General features: G+C 74.3%; 21 protein-coding genes. 14 read left to right on the plus strand and 7 right to left on the minus strand.

Translation table 11 applies throughout. From position 1 onward, the window contains the following. Positions 1-196 precede the first annotated feature (196 nt). The 12 genes from AB0F18_RS02945 to AB0F18_RS03000 all read left to right on the plus strand — a co-directional run bounded on the left by AB0F18_RS02945 (position 197) and on the right by AB0F18_RS03000 (position 13,952). Positions 197-352: a thiazolylpeptide-type bacteriocin gene (locus tag AB0F18_RS02945; protein ID WP_362054223.1), complete on the plus strand. Its 156-nt coding sequence runs from the start codon at positions 197-199 to the stop codon at positions 350-352. Positions 353-469: 117 nt separating this feature from the next. Continuing rightward, positions 470-622, plus strand: a complete 153-nt coding sequence (locus AB0F18_RS02950; protein WP_362054226.1) for a thiazolylpeptide-type bacteriocin — start codon at positions 470-472, stop codon at positions 620-622. Positions 623-775: 153 nt separating this feature from the next. Beyond that, positions 776-1,783: a hypothetical protein gene (locus tag AB0F18_RS02955; RefSeq protein WP_362054229.1), complete on the plus strand. Its 1,008-nt coding sequence runs from the start codon at positions 776-778 to the stop codon at positions 1,781-1,783. Continuing rightward, positions 1,780-2,739 (plus strand): ABC transporter ATP-binding protein, encoded by a 960-nt coding sequence (locus tag AB0F18_RS02960; protein ID WP_362054231.1) that lies wholly within the window; start codon positions 1,780-1,782, stop codon positions 2,737-2,739. The genes AB0F18_RS02955 and AB0F18_RS02960 overlap by 4 nt, the downstream gene beginning before the upstream one ends. After that, positions 2,736-3,656 (plus strand): ABC transporter permease, encoded by a 921-nt coding sequence (locus AB0F18_RS02965; RefSeq protein ID WP_362054234.1) that lies wholly within the window; start codon positions 2,736-2,738, stop codon positions 3,654-3,656. The genes AB0F18_RS02960 and AB0F18_RS02965 overlap by 4 nt, the downstream gene beginning before the upstream one ends. Next, a complete protein-coding gene (locus AB0F18_RS02970) occupies positions 3,653-6,382 on the plus strand; it encodes a hypothetical protein (protein ID WP_362054237.1) in 2,730 nt (909 codons plus the stop codon). The genes AB0F18_RS02965 and AB0F18_RS02970 overlap by 4 nt, the downstream gene beginning before the upstream one ends. Continuing rightward, on the plus strand, positions 6,373-8,133 hold the full coding sequence (locus tag AB0F18_RS02975) for a hypothetical protein (protein ID WP_362054240.1): 1,761 nt from the start codon (positions 6,373-6,375) through the stop codon (positions 8,131-8,133). The genes AB0F18_RS02970 and AB0F18_RS02975 overlap by 10 nt, the downstream gene beginning before the upstream one ends. Continuing rightward, entirely contained in the window at positions 8,130-10,085 is a 1,956-nt protein-coding gene (locus AB0F18_RS02980; protein WP_362054243.1) for a TOMM precursor leader peptide-binding protein, read from the plus strand. The genes AB0F18_RS02975 and AB0F18_RS02980 overlap by 4 nt, the downstream gene beginning before the upstream one ends. A gap of 13 nt (positions 10,086-10,098) precedes the next feature. Further along, positions 10,099-11,544: a hypothetical protein gene (locus AB0F18_RS02985; protein ID WP_362054246.1), complete on the plus strand. Its 1,446-nt coding sequence runs from the start codon at positions 10,099-10,101 to the stop codon at positions 11,542-11,544. A 1-nt stretch (position 11,545) separates the two neighbouring features. Next, a complete protein-coding gene (locus tag AB0F18_RS02990) occupies positions 11,546-12,481 on the plus strand; it encodes a thiopeptide-type bacteriocin biosynthesis protein (RefSeq protein ID WP_362054249.1) in 936 nt (311 codons plus the stop codon). Further along, positions 12,478-13,692, plus strand: a complete 1,215-nt coding sequence (locus AB0F18_RS02995) for a cupin domain-containing protein (protein WP_362054252.1) — start codon at positions 12,478-12,480, stop codon at positions 13,690-13,692. Before AB0F18_RS02990 ends, AB0F18_RS02995 begins: the two co-directional genes overlap by 4 nt. Before the next feature lie 80 nt (positions 13,693-13,772). Next, positions 13,773-13,952 carry a hypothetical protein gene (locus AB0F18_RS03000; protein ID WP_362054255.1) on the plus strand — a complete coding sequence of 60 codons (180 nt, stop codon included), beginning with the start codon at positions 13,773-13,775 and terminating at the stop codon, positions 13,950-13,952. Here AB0F18_RS03000 and AB0F18_RS03005 read toward each other — a convergent pair. Next, the gene (locus tag AB0F18_RS03005; RefSeq protein WP_362054258.1) at positions 13,949-14,566 is read right to left on the minus strand and encodes a TetR family transcriptional regulator; all 618 of its coding nucleotides are present in this window, start codon (positions 14,564-14,566) and stop codon (positions 13,949-13,951) included. The two genes, AB0F18_RS03000 and AB0F18_RS03005, sit on opposite strands and share 4 nt — an antisense overlap. 134 nt (positions 14,567-14,700) lie before the next feature. On the opposite strand from AB0F18_RS03005, the gene AB0F18_RS03010 reads away from it, so the two are divergent. Together AB0F18_RS03010 and AB0F18_RS03015 are read left to right on the plus strand one after the other, a co-directional pair. Then, entirely contained in the window at positions 14,701-15,642 is a 942-nt protein-coding gene (locus AB0F18_RS03010; RefSeq protein WP_362054261.1) for an alpha/beta hydrolase, read from the plus strand. Positions 15,643-15,668: 26 nt separating this feature from the next. After that, positions 15,669-15,917: a hypothetical protein gene (locus tag AB0F18_RS03015; RefSeq protein ID WP_362054264.1), complete on the plus strand. Its 249-nt coding sequence runs from the start codon at positions 15,669-15,671 to the stop codon at positions 15,915-15,917. Between the two features lie 42 nt (positions 15,918-15,959). On the opposite strand, the gene AB0F18_RS03020 is transcribed toward AB0F18_RS03015, so the two are convergent. From AB0F18_RS03020 to AB0F18_RS03045, 6 genes are all read right to left on the minus strand, one after another. Beyond that, a complete protein-coding gene (locus tag AB0F18_RS03020; protein WP_362054267.1) occupies positions 15,960-16,298 on the minus strand; it encodes a MerR family transcriptional regulator in 339 nt (112 codons plus the stop codon). A gap of 586 nt (positions 16,299-16,884) precedes the next feature. After that, on the minus strand, positions 16,885-17,190 hold the full coding sequence (locus AB0F18_RS03025; RefSeq protein ID WP_362054270.1) for an SCO5918 family protein: 306 nt from the start codon (positions 17,188-17,190) through the stop codon (positions 16,885-16,887). Positions 17,191-17,249: 59 nt separating this feature from the next. After that, positions 17,250-17,654, minus strand: a complete 405-nt coding sequence (locus AB0F18_RS03030) for a CBS domain-containing protein (protein WP_362054273.1) — start codon at positions 17,652-17,654, stop codon at positions 17,250-17,252. A gap of 46 nt (positions 17,655-17,700) precedes the next feature. Then, the gene (locus AB0F18_RS03035) at positions 17,701-19,206 is read right to left on the minus strand and encodes a DEAD/DEAH box helicase (RefSeq protein WP_362054276.1); all 1,506 of its coding nucleotides are present in this window, start codon (positions 19,204-19,206) and stop codon (positions 17,701-17,703) included. After that, entirely contained in the window at positions 19,203-19,358 is a 156-nt protein-coding gene (locus AB0F18_RS03040) for a hypothetical protein (protein WP_362054279.1), read from the minus strand. Before AB0F18_RS03040 ends, AB0F18_RS03035 begins: the two co-directional genes overlap by 4 nt. A gap of 151 nt (positions 19,359-19,509) precedes the next feature. Continuing rightward, positions 19,510-19,713 (minus strand): cold-shock protein, encoded by a 204-nt coding sequence (locus AB0F18_RS03045; protein WP_362054282.1) that lies wholly within the window; start codon positions 19,711-19,713, stop codon positions 19,510-19,512. Between the last annotated feature and the right edge of the window lie 131 nt (positions 19,714-19,844).

The raw sequence follows: 19,844 nt of genomic DNA on the forward strand, positions 1-19,844 counted from the left end.
TCCCGGCCGCCCGCACCACCATGAGGGGAATCGTGCGCGCGTACACGTAAAGGGCCCGCATGACGAATGTAACGGGGGGTCATTACCTGTGTCAGGGGAAGTCCTCAAGGTCTTCCGGAAGCCGATTCGAGCGAGCAATGATTCTTCTCGTCAGGCCAACCGGCCAGGCAAACGGAAAACCTGAAAGGGAATTCACATGGACAAGAACCTGGGCACCGAGGACTTCGCTTCCTTCGAGCTGGACGAGATCGAGGTCCTGGACGTCGCCGAGGGTGCGGCCCTCCCCGAGGTCGGCGCCTCCAGCGGTGACTGGCTGTGCTGCTCCTCGTCGTCCTCCTCGTCCTGCTGCTGAGCTGACGACGGCAGAACGCCGAAGGCACGTCTGAGCAAGGCGCCCCGCCCTCCGTCGCAAGACGGTGGGCGGGCGCCTGCCCCGCCCCCCCGTGAAATCAGAGAAAGGGAAATTCGCATGGACAAGCTGAGCGCCGAGGACTTCGCTTCCTTCGAGCTGGAGGACCTTGAGGTACTCGACGTGGTCGACGGTGTCGCCCTCCCCGAAATGGGCGGCTCCCGGGGCGACTGGCTCTGCTGCTCGTCGTCGTCCGCCTCGTCCTGCTGCTGAAGCGGATCCAGCACCCCGGAGCCCCTCGCGAGGCGCTCCGCTGAACGAGAGGTGACCCTCATGGAAGGCGCCCCGAACGAGCGCACGATCGGTATGCGCTTTCATGCGCAATCACCGATCGGACCCGCATGGATTTCGCAGGTGATGGCACCCGTGGTGCGATCCCTGCGCATCGAGCACAACGCCACCGTGGCCTATCTGGCCCGTGGCTGGAAGCACGGCCCGCACGTCGAGCTCATCGCCCGCGGCCCGGACGGAATCCCGTGGCAGGACATCGCCGGCTCCATCGACTGGCGGCTGGAGGAACTCCCCGAACTCATGACGGGGGAGCAGTACCTCGCCCAGGCCCGTGAACTGGGCCGCCTGGAGCGGGTGGAGCCCCCGTACCTGCCGCTGCACCCGCGCGGCACCGTCGAGTTCTTCGACCGGCCCGCCGGCATCACCTGGCCCGAAGCCCTCGAAGCCCCCCGCGACCTGGCACTGACCCGCATGTTCACCCCCCTGGCCCGGCTGATGGACCTCGCCGCCGGCCGGGACGCAGGCGTTCCCGTGACGGCCCTCGCCGAGGCGTTCACCGCCCTGTGCACGGCCCACCCGGGCGGCCCCGCCTACGGGGTGTTCTCGCTGCGCTCGCACGCCGAGGCCTTCCTGCACTGGGCGAGCTCCGTCAAGGACCCGCGCCCGTCCTTCGCCCGCAGGCGCGAAGCCGACGCGCCCATGCTGCGCGCGGTGGTCGAGCGGGCCCGGGACGGTGCCGAAAGCTCCGAAGCCGCCGAGTTCCGGGCGGCGTTCGCGTACGGCATGGGCGTCTTCGACACCGCGGCGGCCCGCGGCGACCTCAGCGCCGAGCTGCTCGACGGGCTGGCCCCCGTCACGGACCGCGCGGCCACGGCCCCGCCCGGACACCGCGGACCCGTGAGCGAGGGCCGCAGCGAGTTCCACGCGACCTTCGCCGAGAGCCGGGTCTCGGACCGGACCCCGTCCTGGTTCGCCTCGTACCGGCTCCTCATCAACCTGTTCTACAGCCGGCTCCCCCTGCTCGGCGTGACACCCGTCCAGCGCTACTACCTGTGCTTCGCCATCGCCGAGACGGTCGACGAGGTGTACGGGGAGGGCTGGCGCGAGCGGCTGCGGCGTGCAGCGGAGAGGAAGGCGGCGTGAGCGCGCTCAGCTGGCCCGGCACCGAGACCGAGACCGACACCGACACCCGGACGGGGAGGACCGCGGACGACGCGGACTTCGCCATCCGCACCTCCGGCCTGCACAAGGCGTACGGCGCCCACGTCGCCGTGGAGTCCGTGGACCTGGAGGTGCGCCGCGGCGAGGTGTTCGGCGTGCTCGGCCCCAACGGCGCCGGCAAGACGACCACCATCGAGATCCTGGAGGGCTTCCGGCACCGCTCCGGCGGCTCCGTCACCGTCCTCGGCGAGGACCCCGGCCAGGCCGGACGCGCCTGGCGCAACCGCATCGGCATCGTCCAGCAGAGCGGCACCGACCACGAGGGCTGGCGGGTCGGCGAACTCGTCGAGCAGATCGGCCTGTGCTACTCCGACCCGCTCCCCGTCCGGGACGCGCTGGAGCTCGTGGACCTCGCCGACCGGCCCCAGGCCGTCCTGGGCTCCCTCTCCGGCGGCCAGCGCCGCCGCCTGGACCTGGCCCTCGCGGTCGTGGGCCGCCCCGAACTGCTCTTCCTCGACGAGCCGACCACCGGGCTGGACCCGCAGGCCCGCCGCGACTGCTGGAGCATGATCGAGCGGCTCCGCGACGAGGGCACCACCGTGCTGCTCACCACCCACTACCTCGACGAGGCCGAACGGCTCGCGGACCGCGTGGCGGTCCTCGCCGGCGGCCGCGTACGGGAGGTCGCGCCGCCCGCCGAACTGGGCGGCGGCGACGCCGGGACCGAGGTGTCCTGGCGCGAGGACGGCCGCACCCGCACCGTCACCACCGCCGAGGTCGGACCCGTCCTGGAGGACCTGCGCGCCCGGCTGGGCACGGACGTCCCCGGACTGGAGATCCGCCGCCCCTCCCTGGAGAGCCGCTACCTGCGGCTGATCGAGGACGCCGGCCGCCACCGCGCCGACGACGACACGCACGGAAGGAGCAGGACCCGATGACGCCCACCACGACCCTCCGGGCCGCCGCCCCGGCCGCGGCCCCCGCCGCCGCCGGCACGGCCCCGGCCCAGGGCTCCGCGAAGGCCCCGATCGGTGCCGTCGCCGCCCGCGGCCCGCTGCCGGGCGTCTTCCGCACCGGCGTCCTGCGCGCCCGCGCCGAACTGCGGGTCTTCTTCCGCAACCGCACCGCCGTGGCCATGAACATGGCGCTGCCCGTGGTCCTGATGCTGCTCTTCGGCTCGATCTTCACGATGAAGGCCGGCGACCACACCGTCTCCATGCACGACGTGGTCGTGGCCGGCGTCCTCGCCTCGGGCGTCATGTCCGCCGCGTTCGGCGTCCTGGCCACAGGTATCGCCCTGGAGAGCGGCGACGGCTCGCTGAAGCGGCTGCGCGGCACCCCGTTCGCGACGGGCGGCTACTTCCTCGCCAAGACCGTCCTGGTGCTCGTCCTGGCCCTGCTCCAGTCCGTCGCCGTCCTGGCCCTGGCCGTGGCCGTGTTCGACTTCCAGCTGCCCACCACCGCCGGCCGCTGGGCCACCCTGGCCTGGGTGTTCCTCCTCGGTTCCGCCGCCACGGCCCTGCTGGGCATCGCCGTGGGCTCCCTGATCACCGACCGGCGGACGATCACCGCGGCCGTCCAGTTCCCGTTCGTGCTGCTCCAGTTCGTCTCCGGGGTCTACTACTCCTTCGCCGGCCTGCCCGACACCGTGCAGCGCATCGGAGCCCTCTTCCCGCTGAAGTGGATGGCCCAGGGCATGCGGGCGGCGCTGCTGCCCGACGACATGGCCGCGCTGGAGCCCGCGCACAGCTGGGAACTCGGCCGGGTCGCCCTGGTGCTCGGCGCCTGGGTCGTCGGCGGCCTGCTGCTGTGCGTCGCCGCGCGCACGCACCGGATCCGGAAGGACTTCCGGTGACCCTCACGGACGACCGCCCGCCCATCCTCGGGGCCACCGCCGGGGAGAACACCCCGGTGAGCGCCCCCGGGACCGCCGAGGGGCACGCCGCTGCCGGGGCCACCGCCGGGGAGATCCCCCCGGTGAGCGCCCCCGCGGCCGCCGGCGGGCACACCGCAGCGGAGGCCACCGCCGGGGCGGACACCCCGGTGAGCGCCTCCGCACACGCCCCGGGGCAGCCCCCGGTGGAGCGGACCGAGCCCGTCTGGATGCTGCGCGTCAACCCCCTGCGCCGCACCCGCCTCGCCGACCCGGCCCTCGCCGGCGTCCTCGGCGAACTGGCCCGCGTCGAGGCCGAGCTGGCCGTGCGGGCCACCGCCTGCACCGACGCCCTGTACGAGCGGATCGGCGCGGCCCCCGCCGACGAGCGGGCCGCACTGGTCGCCGTACGCCGGGCCGTGCACAACGACCGGGTCCCGGCCACCCCGCCGGACCCGGCCCCGGCCGAGTTCCTCGCCTGGCTGGAGCTGCGCGTCCTGCGCGACGGCCTCCTCGCCGAGGCGGCCGAGGAACACCCCCGGGCGCTGGCCCGCGAGCGCGGCACCCTCTCCGGACTCCTCGGGGACGAGGACCTGCTGCGCTCGCTGGCGCTGCTGGCCCCCGAGGTCCACCGGGCGGCCGTCCGCTACCGCGAGGGCACCCTGTCCCGGGCCGCCAAGTCCGAGCGCGGGCTGCTCCAGTACGTGACCCGGGCCATGATGCGCACCAGCCCGCTCGCCCGCTTCACGGCGGTCGGGCTGGCCGTCCCCTCACCGGACGGCGCCCGCCCCGACGAGGTGTCCTTCACCGGCGCCCGGTCCTTCCCGCACCTCGACCAGGCGATGCTCGGCTACGCCGCCCGCAGCGGCGACCCGGCGGCCCCGCCGGGCCCCGGCACCTGGGTACGGCAGTCGCCCAGCCTCTCCCCGGGCCCCGGACCGGACCGGATCTCCTTCGTGAAGCTCGGCGACGACAGCAGCCGGCTGCTGTCGACCGCCCTCACCGACCCCCTGCGCCGGCTCCTCGACGCCACGGACATGGGCCCCCGAACCGTCGGCGCGATCGCCGGCGACGTCGCCCGTGCCCTCGGCACCACCCCGGAGCAGGCCACCGGCATCGTCCTGGGCTCCCTGAACGCCGGACTGCTGTGCACGACGGACGGACCGGAGGACTGCGCCGACGACCCGCTGGCCGCAGCCCCCCACACCGCCCTGCGGGACGCCGTGGCCGGACTCGCCGGCACCGGGCACGCCGAACGCGGCGAGGCCCTGCGCGGCATCGGCGCCCTCACCTCGGCGCTGACCGAGCAGGCCCGCCGCCCGGCCGTGCTCACCGTCTCCGAGAACTACCTCCTCGCCCCCGCCGAGGTCGACACCCGAGGCCTCGACCGGCAGCTGCGCGACCTCGCGCACGCCATGGAGTTCCTGTCCGCCTTCGACCGGCTCCACGACATCCGCGCCGTGCTCACCGACGTGTTCGTCGAGCGTCACGGCCGCGGTGCCTCCGTACGCCTCACCGACCACGCCCGCCACCTGGTGCGCGCGGTCAACGAGCGGGTGGTGTCGGGCAGCGACGGTCTCGCCGCGCTGCGCGTGCTGCGCACCCGGCTGCTCGGCGAACTCCGCGCAGACCTCGCCGGCCGGCGCGGTGACACCGAAGTGGTGTGGGACCCCGCATGGCTGGCGGAGCTCGCCGCGCCGCTGCCCGAGCGGTTCCGCCGGGACGCCATCGCCTACAGCGTCCTGGTCCAGCCCGCCGGCGACCGGCTGGTGGTCAACGACTCGTACCCCGGCCACGGCATGCTCTACGGCCGCTTCCTCGGCCACGACGCCGAGCTCGGCGGTCAGGCCCTGTCCCGGCTGCGCCGCCGCCTCCAGGAGCGGCACGGCGCCCACGGCACCGTCCTCGTCGAGGACCGCGGACTGCACGGGGTCAGCGTCAACGCCCACGCGCCCGTCCTCGACCGGGGGCTCGGCGCCGACGACTGGTACGGGCTGCGGCTCGTCCACGACCCGGACCTCGACGAGCTGTACGTGGCCGACGAGGACGGCCGCAGGCTGCACGTCCTCACCCTCGGCACCGGACACCCCGAGATCCTGCCGCCCCCGCTGCGCCTGGCCAACTGGCTGGTCATGGGCGGACGGCTGCTGCCCGACCTGGGCATGCCCGGCGGCCTCGGCGGCCCCGGCCCCGGCGGGGTGCCCACCGAGCCGAGCACGCCCCGGCTGCTCGCCGGCTCCGTCGTCCTCCAGCGCCGCCGTTGGTACCCGGGCGAGGACTTCGAGCAGGCCGTCAAGCAGGGGCCCGGCGAGGCCGACCGGCTGCTGGCGCTGGCCCGCTGGCGCGCCCGCCACGGGGTACCGGCCGAGGTCGTCCTCAAGCCCACCCCCGCCATGGGCGCCCCCTCCGGCGGCGACACCGGCGCCCGTTCCACCGCCAAGCAGCGCAAACCGCAGTACGTCGACCTCGACAGCGCCCTGCTCGGCCGCGTGCTGCCGCGCTTCCTCGACCGCGACGGCAGCGGCTTCGTGGAGGAGGCCCTGCCCGCCGCGGGCGCGTCACCGCACGCCTACGAGTGGGCGGTCGAGATCAGCAGGCCGTCCGGCGGACGGTTCACCTACACCCGGCCCGGCGACGGGCCCACCGACGACCCGGCACCCGAACGGCACCGGCACTTCAAGGACCAGGGAGAGCGATCATGCGGATGAGACTGCGCCCGGCCCTGCACTACGCACCGGTGCGGGACGGCGTCTACTTCGGAGCCGAGGGGACCTCGTTCGTGGTGCGGGGCCCGGCGGCACTGTTCAAGGTCGCCGACGTGTGCGTCCCGCTGCTGGAGGACGGCGCGACCGAGGACTCCCTCGTCGCCGCCCTCGGCAACGAGGCCGCCCGGCCCGTGGTGACCACGCTGCTGAACACCTTCAGCCGGCAGGGCCTGCTCCTGGACCCGGACGCGCTCAGCGTCCCGGAGCCGGACGCCGGCACCCGCGAGCGCTACCGCGACGTCCTCGCGGACCTGGAGACCCTGCACGAGGACCCGTACGCGGCGTTCGAGCGGCTGCGCGCCGCCACCGTGCTGGTCTCCGGCCCCGCCGGGTTCGTGCTGCCCGCCGCCCGCGGGCTCGCCCGGACCGGCGTCGGCCGCCTGGTGCTGGCCGTGCCGGGCCCGGACGCGCCCGCCGTCGCCGACACCGCCGGGCGGCTGGGCGCCGAGCTGCTGCCGCTGACGCCGGAGGGCGTGGGCGTGGCGGACGCCGACGCGGCGATCGTCTTCGCCCCGGGCGAGCTGCTCGACGCGGCCGTGGCCCGGCAGGCCGCGCTGCTGCCGGAGGGCTGCGCGATCGTCCCCGTACGGCAGGACGAGCGCTTCCACCTGGTCGGCCCGCAGGCCGGCGGCGCCCCCGGGCACCGCGCGGCGGTGGCCGCCCGGGTCGCCCACTGGGCCGACGCCGCCCCCCTGGGCGCGGCGGCCGGCGCGCTGGCCGGCGCCCTCGCCGGACAGCTGGCGTACCGGGTACTGACCGGCACCGCCGGCACCCCGGGCGGGACGGCGTACGTGGTCCACGGCGCCGAACTCAACGCCACCCGCATCGACCTCCCGTCCCCGGACGCCGCCGACGCCTCCGCGGCCGACGCCGGCGCCGCGGCTGAACCCGGCCTCGACCGGGGTGGCGACCTCGACGAGGCCGTGGCCCACGTCCAGGCCGTCGCCGCGCCGTGGACCGGCCCGTTCGCGCTGGTCACCCCCGAGAACCTGCCGCAGCTGCCGCTGGGCGTCGCCGAGGCCGAGCACCGGGACGGCACCGCCGGCTCCGTCGCCGCGTGGGGCGGCAACCAGCGCTCCTCCTCGGTGGCCGTCGCCCTCGCCGCCCTGCGGGCCCAGCAGCACCCCGGCCCGGACGCCGTGGCCGCCGCCGGCACCACCGAGGAGCGCTGGCTGCTCGACGGCACCCTGCGGCTGCTCGCCGAGCGGGCCGAACCCGCCGGGGACGCCCCGGACTTCGCCGACCTGGACAAGGCCGCCCAGGTGCTCTGGCGCACCCTGGAGGACCACGAGTTCGTCACGGTCGGGCTGAGCCTGCTCCGGGTGCCGGGTGTGGACTGGCCGCTGGCCGTGGTCCACGACCGCGCCACCGGCCGGGACGTCGCCTCCGCCTGGGGCCCCGACCGCGCCAGCGCGGCCGTCGCCGCCCTCAGCACCGCCCTGACCCGCGTCCAGACCCGGCGCATCCGCGGCCGCGAGCTCGTGACCGCCGGCCCCGACACCACCGCCCTGCTGCACGCCGGGTCCGCCGAACTGGCCGCCCTGGCCGAGCAGACCCGGCTGTGGACCACCCCGTCCGGGCAGCGCGCCGCCGACCCGGTCCTGGGCGAGACCCCGCTGTGGTTCGGCACCGTGACGGCCCGCCCGGCCACCGACTCCGTAGCCGAGGCCCTCCCGAAGGAGGCCCTGGCATGACGACGACCCTCACCTCGACGGCCCCGGCCGACCTCGCAGACCTCGCCGACCTGGCCGGGCTCCCCGGCCCGGCCGGGCTCGCCGGGCTGGACGGGATCCTGCGCCGGTACGCCCGTGCGGTCGGGCTGCCCGAAGGGGCCGTCGGGCTGTACACCGAGTGGGACCTCGAACGCGAGCGGGCCCTGTACCGCGCCGCCCGCGAGGAGGGCCGGGCCTACCTGTCGGTGCGGTTCGTCGGGAGCGAGGCCCAGGTCGGCCCCCTCTGGGCGCCCGGCACCGACTCCGGCTGCCCCGGCTGCGCCGAGACGCGGGCCCGCATCGCCGTCGACCACCCGCTGGCGGACCGCCTCGACCACCCCGTCCGCGCCGCCCGGCCGGCGCAGCCCTTCCTCGCCGAAGCGCTCATCGCCGCCCTGGACACCCTCACCGAGCACCCCCTCGCCCCCGGCGAGCTGCTCGCGGTGAGCGGCTCCGGCGTCTCCCGCCACCGGATCGTGCGCACCTTCAACTGCGCCGTCTGCGCGGAGCCCGCCACCGCCCCCGACCCGGCGGCCCGGCCGCCCCGGCTGGTCCTCGACGACCCCGCCGCCTCCCCCGACGACCCGGTGCGCGGCACCGGCGGCGACGCCCTGCTCGCGCCGGGCGCGCTGCGCCGGCGCCTGGTCGACGCGCGCTTCGGCCCGGTCCTCCAGGTCATGCGCGACCTCGACGCCCCGTACGCGATGAGCAACGCGGTGCTGCCCGAGTCACCCGCCCACGGCTACGGCCGGGCCCTCACCTTCGACCGCGCCGAGTCCGTCGCGGTCCTGGAGGCGTACGAGCGCATGGGCAGCTTCCCGCACCACGGGCAGGTCCTCACCGGCCTCTCCTACCGGGACGTCGCCGACCGCGCCCTCGACCCGGTCACCCTCGGCACCTACACCGAGGAGCAGCTCGCCCACCCCCTCTCCCGCGTCATCCCGAGCACGCCCGACACCCCCATGGACTGGGTGTGGGGCCACGACCTCGACACGGGCGAACCGCTCCTCGTCCCCGCCGAGATCGGCTTCTACCGCTACGAGTACCTGCACCGCCACGACCGTCACGGCGCCCGCCGCGACCAGCACGCCGACCGCCGCCGCAGCCACTTCCCGGACTCCTCCAGCGGCTGCGCCCTCGGCTCCGGGCTCACCGAGGCGGCCCTGCACTCCCTCCTCGAACTCGCCGAGCGGGACGCGTTCCTGCTGTCCTGGCACCGCGCACAGCCGCTGCCCGCCATCGACCCGGCGAGCCTGGACGACCCGGTCTCGCGCCGGCTCCTCGACACCATCGACATCCACGGCTACGACGCCCACCTGCTCGTCGCCACCCAGGACATCGACATCCCCCTGGTGTGGGCGATGGCCGTCAACCGGACCGGCGGCCACCCCGCCAGCTGGTCCGCCGCCGGCTCGGGCGCCGACCCGGAGTCCGCCGTGCGCGCCGCGCTCTGGGAGCTCACCCAGATGTGCACCCGGCCCCCGGCCGACCCCGAGGCGGGCGCGGCGATGGTCGCCGACCCCTGGCAGGTCGACCTGCTGGAGGACCACGTCGACCTGTACAACCGGCCCGAGACCCTGCCCCGGGTCACCGCCGTCCTCGGCGGCCCCCGGGTCACGCTCCAGGAGGCCTTCCCCGACTGGCCGGACCGCCTGCTGCGGGCCGCCGGCGGCACCGTACGGGGCGCGCTGGACTTCGTACGGGCCCGGTTCGCGGACGCGGGCCTGGACCGGATCGTGCTGGTCGACCAGTCCACCCGCGACCACACCGACCTCGGCCTGGCCGTGGCCAAGGCGGTCGTGCCCGGGATCCTCCCGATGTGCTTCGGCCACAGCCAGCAGCGCCTCGCCGGCCTGCCCCGGCTCACGGCCGCGCTGCGCGGCACCCCGCAGGAGCACCGCAACGCCCCGTACGACCCCCACCCCTTCCCCTGAGAGGCCGCACCCCATGACGACGGACACCCTGTCCCGCCGCGTGCTGCGCTACGCCCACGCGCAGGGCACCGGCCGCTCACAGTTCCCCACCCCGGCCCAGGTCGCCGAGGCCTCCGGGCCGCTCCCCGACGGGGCGGCCGGGGCGGCCGCCGCCACGCTGCCGTACGGCACCACCGAGCTCCTGGAGCGCGCCGCGTTCCCGGCGGGGCGGATCGCGGGGGCGGACCGGCCGGCCGAGCGGGCGCTGCTCACGGCGTTCGGGCTGCAGCGGGGCGAGCTGACCAATCCGTACTTCGAGCACCGTTCCCTGCCCTCCGTACGCAGCCTCTTCCCGGTGCACGCCTTCCTCACCGGCGAGGGCCCCGCCCGGGTCCTCGACGTGCACCGGCACGCACTGGCGGAACTCCCGGGCGCCGCCCGGGACGAGGCCCGGCGCATCCTCCTGGCCGGCCGCTACACCCGCCTCCCGGCCTTCTACGGCCCCCTGCGCGGCACCCTCACCGAGCTGGAACTGGGCATCTCGCTGCGCTCGCTGGCGGTGGGCCTGGACCTCTTCGGCCTGGAGGGCCGGCTCACCCTTCCCACGTCGGGCGAGGCCCTGACGTCCCTGGGCCTCGCCGACGGCGAATGGAGCTGGCCGCTGACGATCGACTTGGCCGAGCAAAACCCAGCCCCGCCGGCGTTTGAGGCGCGGGGGCACGGGGGCGGGGCCCCCGAAACGGCGGCGGCCCCCGCCGACCCCTCCCTCGACGAGATCCTGGCCGTCAACCGCACCCAGGCCACCCTGGGTGACACCGGCCCGGCCCCCCTCGGCCCGGCGATCCCGCGCGACGCCCCCGCCCGCGACCTGACCTGGGCAGAGGTCCTCTGGGAGCGCGGCTCCGGCCGTATGCCCCGCGGCCTCACCGGCATGGCGGGCCGCCTCCGCCGCGTCCCGGAGGCCTCCCTGGCCGGGGCGGCCGCCTGGGCCGCCGTCCCCCCGCCGGGCGACCTGCTGCGCCGGGTCGCGGAGCACGTCGAGGTCACCGTGGCCGTCCAGGCCACCGACGGCTTCGAGGACGGCGTCCACCGCCTCACCGGCGACGGCCTCCGCCCGCACCGCCCCGGCCCCGGGGTCCTGGCGGCCCTGGAGCGGGACTACGGCTACAACCTGGCCCCCGGCAACGGCTGCGACGTCCGGCACGCCGCCGCCGTCTGGTTCTGCTCGGTGCGCCAGCACGCGCTGGTCGCCGAACTCGGGCCGGGCGCCTGGACCCTGGCCCAGTACGTGGCCGGCTGGATCACCCAGGGCCTGTGCCTGAACGCTGCCGCCCACGGGCTCTACGCCCGCCCGGCGCGCGCCTTCGACGGGCTCGCCGTTCAGCGTCCGCTGGGGCTCGCGCCCGACGAGACCGTCCTGCTGTCCGTCATCAGCGGCACACCCCGCTTCAACGGACTCCCCCTGGATCTGAGGATGTGACATGACGAGGACCTGGACCTCCTGGCACCTGCACCTGGCGGCCTCCGAGCGGTCCCTGGGCGACCGGGTCGTCACCGACGTGGTCGGCCCGGCGATGGCCGAACTCCCACCCGGCAGCTGGTTCTTCATGCGCTACTGGCAGGGCGGCCCGCACGTCCGCCTGCGCGCACGCGACCTTTCCGCGCCGGCCGCCGGCGCGCTGGCCCGCGTACTGGAGGAGCGGCTCGCCGTCGCGAACGTCCTGCAGCCCGGTGAGAAGGCGCTGGACCCGGCCCGGTTCGCCGTGCAGTCCCGGCGGCTGTCCGAGGCGGGGGAGGGCGGGGTCCCCGTCGAGGAGCGGGACCTGCTGGCGCCGGGGGTCTACGAGACCCCGTACGTCCCCGAGTACGACCGGTACGGCGGCCCCGGCCTCATCTCCGTCTCCGAGGACCTCTTCGGCACCTCCAGCGAGCTGTGCCTGGCCTTCCTGCGCACCCGTCCCTCCGACCGGGCGCGTACGGCACTGGCGCTGCGGGCCACCGCCGTCGCGGCCTCCGTGCTGGAAGCGGGCGCCTTCAGCACCTTCGGGGCCGGCTCGTGGAGCGAGTGGGCGCTGCGGGCCGGATACCCGCAGGACGTGCTGAGCGGGCTGGAGGCGGAGTGCGTCCTCGCGGCCGACCGGCTCACCGCCGACGGCCACGACCTGATCGGCCGGGCCTCCACCGCCCCCGGTCCGCTGCGCGCCTGGCAGACGGCGCTCTCGGACGCCGTCGGCGGCGAGCTCGGCGCGGAGGGCACGTATCCGGCGCGGATCGTGTTCTCCCACGTCCACATGCTCCACAACCGGCTCGGCCTGGGCACGCTCGACGAACTGCGCAGCTACCTGCTCCTGGCCCGCCAGGCCGGCGCCACCACCGGGATCCCGGCCACCCTGACGACCGCAGCGAGGACGGCATGACGACGACCACCACCACCACCCCCTTCGCCCTCTCCCGGCCCGCCTTCGCGGCGCTCGGCCGGCTCACCGCCGACCCGGAGGCCTTCCGCGCGGACACCCCGGCCGAGCCGGTGGTGTTCCGCGCCGAGGGTGACTTCTCGGACCTCTTCGGCTGGGAGGCCCTCGACGCCTCCCTGGCGGCGTCCGGCCGGCGCCTGCCCGACTTCCGGGTGATCAGCGGCGGTTCCCAGATCGCCGACCAGCGCTACACCCGCGCCACGCTGATGTACGCGGACGCCCCCGACGTGCGCAGGACGGCCGGCGAGCTCGCCGAGGGCGCCTCCCTGGTGATGCAGGGCCTCCAGGAGTACAGCGAGCCCCTCGCCCGCTTCACCCGCGCGCTGGCCCACGACACCTCGCGTCCGGTGCACGTCAACGCGTACATCACCCCGCCCAAGTCCCAGGGTTTCGCCGCCCACTTCGACCCGCGCGACTCCTTCATCGTGCAGGTCGAGGGCACCAAGGTGTGGACCCTGCGCGAGCCGGTCCTCCCGGCCCCCCTGGCCCACGAGTCCTGGGACCGGCTGCGCGAGCGCCCGGAGTGGACGACGGAGCGCCTGGAGGCGATGGAGCCGTGGAAGGTCCTGACCCTGGAGCCCGGTGACGTGCTGTGGCTGCCGCGCGGGTGGGTGCACTCGGCGCGCAGCGAGGGCGTCTCCTCCCTGCACCTCACCCTGAGCCTCACGGCGTGGACGGAGCACTGGGCGGTGGGCGAGCTGCTGTCGCGCATCGTGGAGGTGCCCGGCCGTACGACGTTCCCCGCGGACTTCGTGCGCGACCCGGCCACGGCCGCCGAGGCGGCGGCCGCTCTGCGCCGGGGCCTGGCCGACTGGTTCGCGGCGACCTCCGACGAGGAGCTCGGCGCGCTCCTGGCCAAGGCGGCCGTCCGCGAGTTCCCGGCCCCGCTGCGCCAGGTCTCGGCGGTCCTCGCCGACGAGGCGATCACCCCGGAGACCGTGTTCGAGGTCCACCGGGAGACGGTCGTCCGGGCCGTCGCGGAGGGCGGGCACCTGCACCTCCACCTGGCGGACCGGGTGCTGACCTTCCCCGAGGCGGCCGCCCCGGTGCTGGCCGAGCTGCTGTCGCGCCCCCGTTTCACCCCGGCCGAACTCCCCCTCGCCGAGGACGTCGTCCGCCGGCTGTGGCACGAGGGCCTCCTCAGCCGCGCCTGATCCCCCCCCCGTGCGGGCCGTGCGCCTTCCCCCGGCGCGCGGCCCGCGACCCCTCTTCCGATCCCCCAAGGAGCCCCGTCATGAAGCCCCGTGCGCTCGTCACCGCCGCCCTGATCGTGATCCTCACCCTGGCCGTCGTCATCGCCATCGGAGCGCTCCCGCACGACATGCAGCCGATGCCCCGGATCCTGGCCCTGGCGGCCGGCATCTCCACCGTGATCCTGACCCTGCGCAAGCCGCGGGGCAGCGTGTCCCGCTAGCGGGTGTCCGCCGGGACCGTGAAGATCCGGTCCAGGTGGTGGCGCAGGATCGCGGTGGCCGACTCGGGGCCGCGCTGGCCCACCAGGATGCTCGTGCCCAGGGTCGCCGCCATGGCGAGGAGGCTGACGGCCTCCGTCCGCGCGTCCGCCCCGGGATCGGCCAGGCCCGCCTCCTGGGCCCCCGCGATCAGCCCGGCCAGGGCGTCCTCGGCGGCGTCCGGGTTGGCGATGAACGGCTGGGCGGCCAGCGCCTCGTCGGTCACGGAGAGGATCGCGTACGAGGAGTAGAGGAGGTGGAAGGTGCGGCTCTCCTCGTCGGTGGGCAGCGAGGCCAGGAGCAGCGCCTCGGCGGTCGCGCGCGGGCCCGGGGCCGGGCCGGCGGCGGCGAGGCGGGCGCCGACGCGGGCGGTGAACCGGTCGGTGAGGTGCTGCAGCCCGTAGAGGAGCAGCTTCTCCTTGGTCTCGAAGTAGTACTGCACCAGCCGCAGCGACACCCCGGCCTCGGCGGCCACGTCCCGCATGCCGACGGCGTGCAGTCCGCGCCGTCCGGCGACCCGGACGAGGGCCTCGGCGATCTGGCTGCGCCGCTCCTCGTGGTCCACGCGCTTCGGCATGGTGCTGGCTCCTCCGCCCCGGTCGATCCGTTCGACGTCATCTTCATGGTACCGGTGTACCACCAACGTGGTACGGTCGTATCACGAAGAACGGATCAAGGACCGGCGACGGTCCTCACCGGGGAGGTGCCGCCGTGCCCGAGAATGCCGAGAAGAAGACCCGTACGCGCCGCGACATCGGGCGCTACGTCAGCGACGAGCTCCGCGACCGCTATTTCGCCGCCTGTGACGCCGTCTACGCGATGGGCGCCCCCATCCGCTCCGAGACGGACGTCGAGACCAGCTTCGGCACCACGCACGTCTACCGGTACGGGCCCGCCGACCCGGCCGCCGAGTCCCGTACGCCGGTCGTCCTCATCCACGGCTCCGGCGGCTGCTCCGCCATGTGGTACCCCAACACCCACGCCCTCAGCGCCGAACGTCCCGTCTACGCCCTCGACACCCCCGGCGACCCCGGACGCAGCGTGCAGCGCGAGCCCATGTGGCAGCCCGAGCGCGCCGCCCAGTGGATGGACGAGGCCCTCGACGCCCTCGGCCTGGACCGGGTGCACCTCGTCGGCTCCTCGTACGGGGGCTGGCTGGTCATCAACCAGGCGCACCTGCGGCCCGGCCGCCTCGCCTCGGTCACCGCCCTGGACCCGGGAGGCCTGGAGAAGGTGGGCCTGCGCTTCTTCGTCTGGATCTTCGCCAGCCTCTTCGCCACCTTCGCCCCGAAGCCGCTGCGCCCGGCCCTGGCCAAGTGGCTGGAGCAGCCGGTGATCGTCGTCCCGGAGCTGCGCACGTGGATCCAGGCCGGGGTGAAGGCCTTCCGGATCCGCCGCCCCGCACCGCTGCCGCTGTCCGACGCGGAACTGGGCTCCATCCGTACGCCCTTCTACCTGATCATGGGCAAGCGCAGCCTCCTGGTGCACCCGAAGCGCCAGCTGGAACGCGTACCGCGCCTCGTCCCCGGGGGCCGCGCCGAGATCGTCGCGGCCACGGGCCACGGCCCCCAGATCGACCACCCCGACGTCGTCAACGCCCGCATGCTGAGCTTCATGGACGACGCCGACACCCTCTCCCCGCGGGTCGGCTGAAGGCGACCGAGCGCAGCTCGTTCCAGATGGTGTGGATCGCCGGATCGTACGCGGCCTGCGCGCTGCCCGCGACCGCCGGCGTCCCGGCGAGCGCCACCACGCCCGCCGCCAGGGCGCCGGCCGTCCGCCGTACCGCCCTCTCCTTCGCCCCTGCCTTCGCCGTCGCCTGCGACACCGACGCTGCTGTGGTCATCCCCGTGAGCCTTCTCGCGCTTGGGCCGGCGCTCGCGCACGTGCGCGGCGCCCTGCGGGGCGAGCTTCGCGGGGATCGGTAGACGAACGCTGAACGCGCGGGGATGCCGTCAGGCGCAGCGGTTTCAGGTCGAGGCCGGAGGAGTCGGTGTTCCGGCGGCGCGGCGGTACTCCTCGTTGATGCGCTGGGCTTCCTCCAGCTGGTCTTCGAGGATGATGATGCGGCAGGCGGCCTCGATGGGAGTGCCCTGGTCGACGAGCTCCCGGGCACGGGCTGCGAGGCGCAGCTGATAACGGGAGTAGCGGCGGTGGCCGCCCTCGGAGCGCAGCGGCGTGATGAGGCGTGCCTCGCCGATCGCGCGGAGGAAACCCTGGCTGGTGCCGAGCATCTCTGCGGCCCGGCCCATCGTGTAGGCGGGGTAATCGTCGTCGTCGAGGCGGCCGAACGAGTCGTCTGCTGTCATTGAACCTCTCTCATGGAACGCATGGAGGGGCCCTGGTGCCGTACGGCACCAGGGCCCCGAAGGAACTACTACACCATCCGCCGACCCTGGTAGGGCGTCGGCTTCCTGTTTCCGCGGGCCTGACCTGGTTGCTGTCGGGGGCGCGGGGATCGCGGTTGTCTGACCGGGGACCACCTCACTGTCGATGTCCTGCGGTACCCGGGCTCGACTGCCGCCCGGGCGATCCCGATGGCGCTGGGCTCCTCCGTTCTTCCCTCGATGATCACTTGCCTGACACCCGGTGCGCGCGCCCGCAGTCGACGCCTTCACCGAGTCACTGCTCACTGCTTCACTGCTGGGTCTTGCCTACTACACCTACTGCTGCCGGCAGTTCGTCCTCTGCCAGGCCTTACTGTCTCTCTGAGCTACGAGAGAAACCATATCCGCATCAACGGTCAATGTCTACCTTGGCCGCGATAGGTTTTCTCGTGTGCCGCCATGAGTCAGGCGCAACGAAGCCCCTGAGTACGCGAAAGGGCCCGACCAGTGGGTACTGGTCGGGCCCTTTCACCTGCTCAGGATGCCGGTGTGCGCCGGTGCTGCACCGTCAGGCGAGCCTCGGGGTGCCGAGCGCCGCGGCCGCCTGCTGGAGCGCGCCGTCGGACGGTGCGGGTGCGCCGGCCGCGGGCAGACAGGTGAAGCCGAGCCGGGTCATGGCCCGGACCACTTCACCCGCGCTGAAGTCGCGGCGGTCCTGGCGGGTGATGACCTGTCCGACTTGCTTGACGGGATAGGTGCGGCGGCCGATGATCACGGACTCGCCCGCCACGGGCTCCGGGGTGACTCCCTTCATCGACTCCAGAACACCGTTCTTGGTCAGGTCGAAGGGGAAACGGGCGATGACACAGCGCATGGTTCCTCACAGAACGAGGGGGGAAGGGGACGGGGCCGGTCGTGTCGGACGGGGGCGGTTCAGCGGGACAGGGCGAGGACGCCCAGCGCGCTTCCCTGGTCGTCGACGACGGGCAGGGCGTCGAGCCGGAGCTCGCGCATCGCGTGTTCGGCCTCGGCCATCGCGGTCGAGGGCGAGGTGAACGGGCCGCGTTCGGTGCGCAGGTCGCGGAGCCGGACCTGGTCCGTGTACGCCGCGCCCTCACGGACGGCGGCGAGTCGGGGTTGTGTGACCAGCCCGGTGCAGAGGCCGTCCTCGTCGCAGACGAGCAGATGGCCCGCGCGGGCGCCGGCCATGACGGCCAGGGCCACCTCGACCGTCATGTCGTCGCACACCTGGGGGCCGGCGGCATCCATCGCGTCTTCCACCGTCCGGTGGACCGGGCCGGTGTCCGTGGGGCGGGGCTGCAGCTGGACCAGTGTCACGACGTGCCTCCTGCAGAGATGGGTCAGCTTTCTGATCACGCGCTTCTCAGGCCGCGTCGGGGGTGGAACGCCGTACGCTTCCGCGCCGGACCGCCGAGGCGGAGCGCCGGGCGCCACGGGAGGCCGTGCCGCGGGCCTCGACCGGTGCGGGGACGGGGATGGTGACGGGGATCCCCGAGGGGGCCTGGGCGCCGGTGATCCGGTTCAGGACCGCGTCACCGGAGCGGACCGGGGTGGTCCGGGGGGCGATGCCGGCGGCGGCCATGAGGCGGGTCATGTCGCGGCGCTGGTCCGGTGTGACGAGCGTGACGACCCTTCCGGACTCACCCGCACGGGCCGTGCGGCCTCCGCGGTGGAGGTAGTCCTTGGGGTCGGTCGGCGGGTCGACGTTCACGACGAGGTCGAGGTTGTCGACGTGGATGCCGCGCGCCGCCACGTTCGTGGCGACCAGGACGGTCACCCGCCCCGCCTTGAACTGCGCCAGGGTCCGGGTGCGCTGCGGCTGCGACTTTCCGCCGTGCAGGGCGGCGGCCCGGACCCCGCTGTTCAGCAGGTCCTGGGTCAGCCGGTCGACCGCGTGCTTGGTGTCGAGGAACATGATCACCCTGCCGTCGCGGGCCGCGATCTCCGTCGTCGTGCGGTGCTTGTCGGCGCTGTGGACGTGCAGCACGTGGTGCTCCATCGTCACGACCGATCCGGCCGAGGGCTCCACCGAGTGCACGACCGGGTCGGTCAGGTAGCGGCGGACCAGCAGGTCGACATTGCGGTCCAGGGTGGCGGAGAAGAGCATCCGCTGTCCCTCGGGGCGGACGAGGTCCAGGAGCGCGGTGACCTGGGGCATGAAGCCCATGTCGGTCATCTGGTCCGCTTCGTCCAGGACGGTGATCCCCACCTCGTCGAGGCGGCAGTCGCCACGGTCGATGAGGTCCTTCAGCCGGCCGGGCGTGGCGATGACGACCTCCGCGCCCTTGCGCAGCGATCCGGCCTGCCTGCCGATCGGCATGCCGCCGACGACCGTGGTCAGGCGCAGCTCCACCGAACGGGCGTAGGGGGTGAGGGCGTCGGTCACCTGCTGGGCGAGCTCGCGCGTGGGCACGAGGACCAGGGCGAGCGGCAGGCGGGGTTCGGCCCGCCGCCCGGCGGTCCGGGCCAGGAGCGCGAGCCCGAAGGCGAGGGTCTTGCCGGAGCCGGTGCGTCCACGGCCGAGCACATCGCGCCCGGCGAGGGTGTTGGGCAGGGTGGCACCCTGGATCGGGAAGGGCACCGTCACGCCTTCGGCGCGGAGGGTGGTCAGCAGCCCGGCCGGCATGTCGAGGTCGGAGAAGACGTCGACCGCGGGCAGGGCGGGCGTGATCGTCTTCGGCAGGGCGAACTCGCCCGTCACGGCTGCGGGCCGCCGGCCGTAGCCACCCGGGCGGCCCGGACCACCGGAACGGCCCTGGCCGGAGGGGGCGAAGCGGCTGCCCCGTTCGGGACCGGTGGCCGTATCGAAAGCGGAGAAGCCGTTGCGGCCACGAGCACGAGAACGGGTGTTGACACGCGTGCGGTTCATTCAGAACCTTCCTTGATGCGGCACGGATCAAGGAATTCCGCAGCGGATGCACAGCGCAGGGAATTGCGAGAACGGGCCGAATGGAATGCGAAAGCGGATCCGGCCGGCGCGATTTCCTTCAGGCGCGGATGCTGAGCTGCAGTGGCGTCCATCGGACGCTCATCCATGAAAAGCGGCGGGGAGTTAACCGCCGTGGGGGCCGCAACCCTGAATATCTGTGTCCGCCGGGGTTTCGTGCGGGAAGATGCAGCTGAGGCCCGCACCCCGAGGGATGCGGGCCCCAGCTACTACGTGCGCGTGGCGTCAGACGGTGACGATGTTCTCGGCCGTCGGGCCCTTCTGGCCCTGCGCGATGTCGAAGGTGACCTTCTGGCCTTCCTGCAGCTCGCGGAAGCCCTGGGAGGCGATGTTCGAGAAGTGGGCGAACACGTCAGCGCCGCCACCGTCCTGCTCGATGAAGCCGAAGCCCTTTTCGCTGTTGAACCACTTCACGGTGCCAGATGCCATTTTATTTCTCCTTTGGGGCAGTACATCGGCGTCCGCACCTTGCGGATACCGCGTCGCCGCGATGATGCCCCTCCGGAAAATGCTCCGGAAATGTAAAGCGTCGGTGTGACCCGGAGGCCGGCCGAAGCGCT

This window comes from Streptomyces sp. NPDC029216 (genome assembly GCF_040648015.1).
Lineage (GTDB): Bacteria > Actinomycetota > Actinomycetes > Streptomycetales > Streptomycetaceae > Streptomyces.

What these genes read in the sequence shown, in the direction of transcription:
- AB0F18_RS02945 (WP_362054223.1), top strand. Translation starts at nt 197, where the DNA reads ATGGACAAGAACCTGGGCACCGAGGACTTCGCTTCCTTCGAGCTGGAC.
- AB0F18_RS02950 (WP_362054226.1), top strand. Translation starts at nt 470, where the DNA reads ATGGACAAGCTGAGCGCCGAGGACTTCGCTTCCTTCGAGCTGGAGGAC.
- AB0F18_RS02965 (WP_362054234.1), top strand. Translation starts at nt 2,736, where the DNA reads ATGACGCCCACCACGACCCTCCGGGCCGCCGCCCCGGCCGCGGCCCCC.
- AB0F18_RS02975 (WP_362054240.1), top strand. Translation starts at nt 6,373, where the DNA reads ATGCGGATGAGACTGCGCCCGGCCCTGCACTACGCACCGGTGCGGGAC.
- AB0F18_RS02980 (WP_362054243.1), top strand. Translation starts at nt 8,130, where the DNA reads ATGACGACGACCCTCACCTCGACGGCCCCGGCCGACCTCGCAGACCTC.
- AB0F18_RS02985 (WP_362054246.1), top strand. Translation starts at nt 10,099, where the DNA reads ATGACGACGGACACCCTGTCCCGCCGCGTGCTGCGCTACGCCCACGCG.
- AB0F18_RS02990 (WP_362054249.1), top strand. Translation starts at nt 11,546, where the DNA reads ATGACGAGGACCTGGACCTCCTGGCACCTGCACCTGGCGGCCTCCGAG.
- AB0F18_RS02995 (WP_362054252.1), top strand. Translation starts at nt 12,478, where the DNA reads ATGACGACGACCACCACCACCACCCCCTTCGCCCTCTCCCGGCCCGCC.
- AB0F18_RS03000 (WP_362054255.1), top strand. Translation starts at nt 13,773, where the DNA reads ATGAAGCCCCGTGCGCTCGTCACCGCCGCCCTGATCGTGATCCTCACC.
- AB0F18_RS03005 (WP_362054258.1), bottom strand. Translation starts at nt 14,566, where the DNA reads ATGCCGAAGCGCGTGGACCACGAGGAGCGGCGCAGCCAGATCGCCGAG.
- AB0F18_RS03015 (WP_362054264.1), top strand. Translation starts at nt 15,669, where the DNA reads ATGGTGTGGATCGCCGGATCGTACGCGGCCTGCGCGCTGCCCGCGACC.
- AB0F18_RS03020 (WP_362054267.1), bottom strand. Translation starts at nt 16,298, where the DNA reads ATGACAGCAGACGACTCGTTCGGCCGCCTCGACGACGACGATTACCCC.
- AB0F18_RS03025 (WP_362054270.1), bottom strand. Translation starts at nt 17,190, where the DNA reads ATGCGCTGTGTCATCGCCCGTTTCCCCTTCGACCTGACCAAGAACGGT.
- AB0F18_RS03035 (WP_362054276.1), bottom strand. Translation starts at nt 19,206, where the DNA reads ATGAACCGCACGCGTGTCAACACCCGTTCTCGTGCTCGTGGCCGCAAC.
- AB0F18_RS03040 (WP_362054279.1), bottom strand. Translation starts at nt 19,358, where the DNA reads ATGGACGCCACTGCAGCTCAGCATCCGCGCCTGAAGGAAATCGCGCCG.
- AB0F18_RS03045 (WP_362054282.1), bottom strand. Translation starts at nt 19,713, where the DNA reads ATGGCATCTGGCACCGTGAAGTGGTTCAACAGCGAAAAGGGCTTCGGC.